This is a genomic window from Streptomyces sp. NPDC059456, from assembly GCF_042750055.1.
Classification (GTDB): Bacteria; Actinomycetota; Actinomycetes; order Streptomycetales; family Streptomycetaceae; genus Streptomyces.
In genome coordinates, this window is record NZ_JBHYVA010000450.1 from 3699 (window position 1) to 7117 (window position 3419).

Annotated in this window: 4 protein-coding genes; all 4 read left to right on the forward strand. The window is 75.8% G+C overall.

What is annotated here, in order from left to right; translation table 11 throughout:
• The first annotated feature begins 25 nt into the window (after positions 1-25).
• Positions 26-457, forward strand: a complete 432-nt coding sequence (locus ACFXA3_RS29935; RefSeq protein ID WP_385191710.1) for a GPW/gp25 family protein — start codon at positions 26-28, stop codon at positions 455-457.
• Positions 457-2415 carry a putative baseplate assembly protein gene (locus ACFXA3_RS29940; protein ID WP_385191705.1) on the forward strand — a complete coding sequence of 653 codons (1959 nt, stop codon included), beginning with the start codon at positions 457-459 and terminating at the stop codon, positions 2413-2415. The genes ACFXA3_RS29935 and ACFXA3_RS29940 overlap by 1 nt, the downstream gene beginning before the upstream one ends.
• A complete protein-coding gene (locus tag ACFXA3_RS29945; RefSeq protein ID WP_385191707.1) occupies positions 2412-2984 on the forward strand; it encodes a phage tail protein in 573 nt (190 codons plus the stop codon). Before ACFXA3_RS29940 ends, ACFXA3_RS29945 begins: the two co-directional genes overlap by 4 nt.
• On the forward strand, positions 2981-3419 hold a 439-nt coding region (locus ACFXA3_RS29950; RefSeq protein ID WP_385191708.1), incomplete at its 3' end, for a zinc ribbon domain-containing protein. The genes ACFXA3_RS29945 and ACFXA3_RS29950, both read left to right, overlap by 4 nt.

Here is a 3419-nt window from a genome sequence, read left to right on the forward strand (position 1 = left end):
TGCCGTGGTGGGCGGGGGCCTCTTCGTGCCAGACCTGTGCGGGGGCCCCGGCGGCCCCGTCCCCCCCCCCCCCGCCCCCACCGGGGGCATCGCGCTGGTCAGCGGCGAGCGCGAGATCGAGGAGGCGATCCGGCTCGTGCTGGCCACTTCCCCGGGCGAGCGGCCGATGCGCCCGGAGTTCGGCTGCGCCATCCACGACCTCGTCTTCGCCCCGGTGAACGAGCAGACGGCGGGACGCATCCAGCACGAGGTGTACGTGAGCCTGGACCGCTGGGAACCCCGGATCGAGGTCCACGACGTGGAGGTCTCCACCGGCACCGACCAGAGCGTCCTGTTCATCGACGTCCGGTACTCCGTCCGCGGGACCAACAACCCGCGCAGCCTCGTCTTCCCCTTCTACGTCATCCCCTCCCACGACGAGCCGGGCGCGCCGGGCTCCTTGGAAAGCGACCGCTGATGTCCCTGCCCTCCCCCAACCTCGACGACCGGCGTTTCCAGCAGTTCGTCGACGACGCCAAGCGCTACATCCAGCAGCGCGCCCCGGAGTGGACCGACCACAACGTCTCCGACCCCGGCGTCACGCTCGTCGAGACGGTCGCGCACATGGCGGACCAGATCGTCTACCGGCTCAACCGCGTCCCGGACAAGAACCACCTCGCCTTCCTCGACCTGGTGGGCATCACCCTCTTCCCGCCGTCCGCGGCGCGCACGGACGTCACGTTCTGGCTGTCCGCGCCCCAGGAGGACGTGATCCTGGTCCCGGCCGGGGCCGAGGTCGCCACGCTGCGCACCGAGCGGGAGGAGGCCGTCGTCTTCGCCACCGAGCACGACCTGGCCGTCGTGCCGTGCTCTTTGTCCCACCTGGTGGTGCAGCACCGCGGGCAGCCCGTCGCGGACCGCACGACGGACCTCGCGGAGGGCAAGGACGTGCTGTGCTTCGCCGAGGCGCCGAACCCCGGCGACTGCATGCTCATCGGGCTGAGCGCCGCCGCTCCGCACTGCGCGCTCGCCCTGGAGCTCGACAGCCGCGTCGACGGCGTCGGGGTGGACCCGCGCCAGCCGCCGCTGCTGTGGGAGGCGTGGACCGAGGACGGCTGGCAGCCCTGCGAGGTGGACCGGGACGGCACCGGCGGTCTCAACCGGCCCGGCGACGTCGTCCTGCACCTGCCCGGCGGCCACGTGCTCTCGCGGGGCGGCGGGCACGAGGCCGGCTGGATCCGCTGCCGGGTCACCGAACCGGCGCCGGGCCAGCCGTTCTACACCACCTCGCCGAGCATCCGCTCCGTCGAGGCCTACACCATCGGCGGCACCACCCGCGCCGTGCACGCCGAGACCGTCCACGACGAGGCACTCGGCGAGGCCACCGGGCTGCCCGGCCAGCGGCTGCGGCTCGCGCACGCCCCGGTCGTCGCCGACGACCCGCCGCTGCTGCTGCAGAGCGCCGACGACGACGGCTGGCGGGACTGGCGGGTGGTGCCGCACTTCGCCGGCTCCGGGCCCGGCGACCACCACGTCACCCTGGACGCCGCCACCGGCGAGATAGCCTTCGGCCCGGCCGTCCGCGAACCGGACGGGACACTGCGCCAGTACGGGGCGGTCGCCCCGAAGGGCGCCGTCGTGCGGGCCCACCGGTACCGCACCGGCGGCGGCCGCGGCGGCAACGTGGCGCGCGGCGCCGTCCAGGTGCTGCGCACCTCCATCCCCTACGTCTCCGAGGTCGTCAACCGCGAGGCGGCGCGCGGCGGCGTCGACGGCGAGACGGTCGAGGAGGCCAAGCTGCGGGCGCCGATCACGCTCCGCGCCCAGGACCGCGCCGTCACCCTGCGCGACTACGAGGAGCTCGCACGCCGCGCCGCACCGGAGACCGCGCGCATCGCCTGCCTGGAGGGCGAGGAGGGCGAGTACGGCGCCTACGCGGTCCGCGTCCTCGTCGTCCCCCAGGCCGTCCCCGACCCGGGCGGGCGGCTGCGCTTCGAGCAGCTCGTGCCGGGTGACGCCCTGCTGGGCCGGATCACCCGCCACCTGGACGAGCGCCGCCTGATCGGCACGCGGCTGGCCGTCGGCCCGCCGTACTACCAGGGCGTCACCGTCGTCGCCACGGTGCACGCGTTCCGTGGGGTCGACACCGACCGGGTGCGCCGCCAGGCGCACGACGCGCTCTACCGTCACCTCGACCCGCTGACCGGCGGGGCGGACGGCCGGGGCTGGCCCTTCGGCCGCCCCGTCCAGACCGGCGAGCTGTTCGCGGTGCTGCAACGGGTCCCCGGGGTGGAACTCGTCGACCAGGTCGTCCTGCACCCCGCGGACCCCCTCACCGGCAAGCGCGGTGACGCGACCGACCGCATCGACCTGGGGCGGCCGTCGCTCGTCTTCTCCTTCGACCACCGTGTCCGGGTGATCGGGGACGGCGGATGACGGCCAAGGCGTACCGGGGTTCGATCGAAGGCCTCGGATCCTCGCTCCCGCTCGCCGCGATGCTCCCCGCGGTGTTCGCCGACGACGACCTGGCCCAGCGGTTCGTCGGCGGACTCGACGACGTCCTCGCGCCCCTGCTGAACGTCCTGGACTGCCTGGACACGTACTTCGACCCGGCGCTGGCCCCGGCCGACTTCGCGCGGTGGCTCGGCACCTGGGTGGGGGCCGAGACCGACGGCAGCGAGCCCGAGCCCCGGCTGCGGGCCGCCGTCGCGGCCGCCGTCGCGCTGCACCGCGTCCGCGGCACCCGCCTCGGCCTCGCGGAGGCGGTACGGCTGGCGTTCGGCGTCGCGCCCGAGATCACCGAGAGCGGCGGCGCCGACTGGAACGCCCGCCCGCTCGGCCCCTTCCCCGGCGCCCCGCGCCCCCGTCTGCACGTCGCGCTGCGGCTGCCCGACCCGACTCCGGCCGACACCCACCGCCTGGACTCCCTCGTGGCAGCCGCCCGCCCCGCCCACATGCCCTACACGGTCGAAGTGACCGCCGCCGAAAGGACCCCGCAGACATGACCACGCAGAACTGCCCCGAGTGCGGAACGCACGCAGAACCGGGCCAGTCGTTCTGCGACGCGTGCGGCGCCGTGCTCGGCTGGGACCAGGGCGCCCGCGCCGCGCGGCCCGCCGGCTCGGCGTCGCATCCTCGCGGGCCCGAGGTGGAGGCGCCCCGGACCCCGCACGAAACGGCACGGGCGACGGGCGGCCCGGACACCGGCGCGCCCGCGCACGTCGGCACGGCCGCGGCCACCGCGGACGGCGCCCGTGCGGCGCGGGCGGTGCGCGCCGACGGCCGGGGCACCGGGCCCGCCGTCGGCGGCGGTTCGCCGGGACCGGCGTCCGGGCCGCAGGGGCCGCAGGGGTCAGTGACCGGCAGGAGTGCGGAAGGCACGGGACCGCGCGCAGCCGCCGGCGGTTCCGGCACCGAGGACTTCACCGACTTCTTCCCGC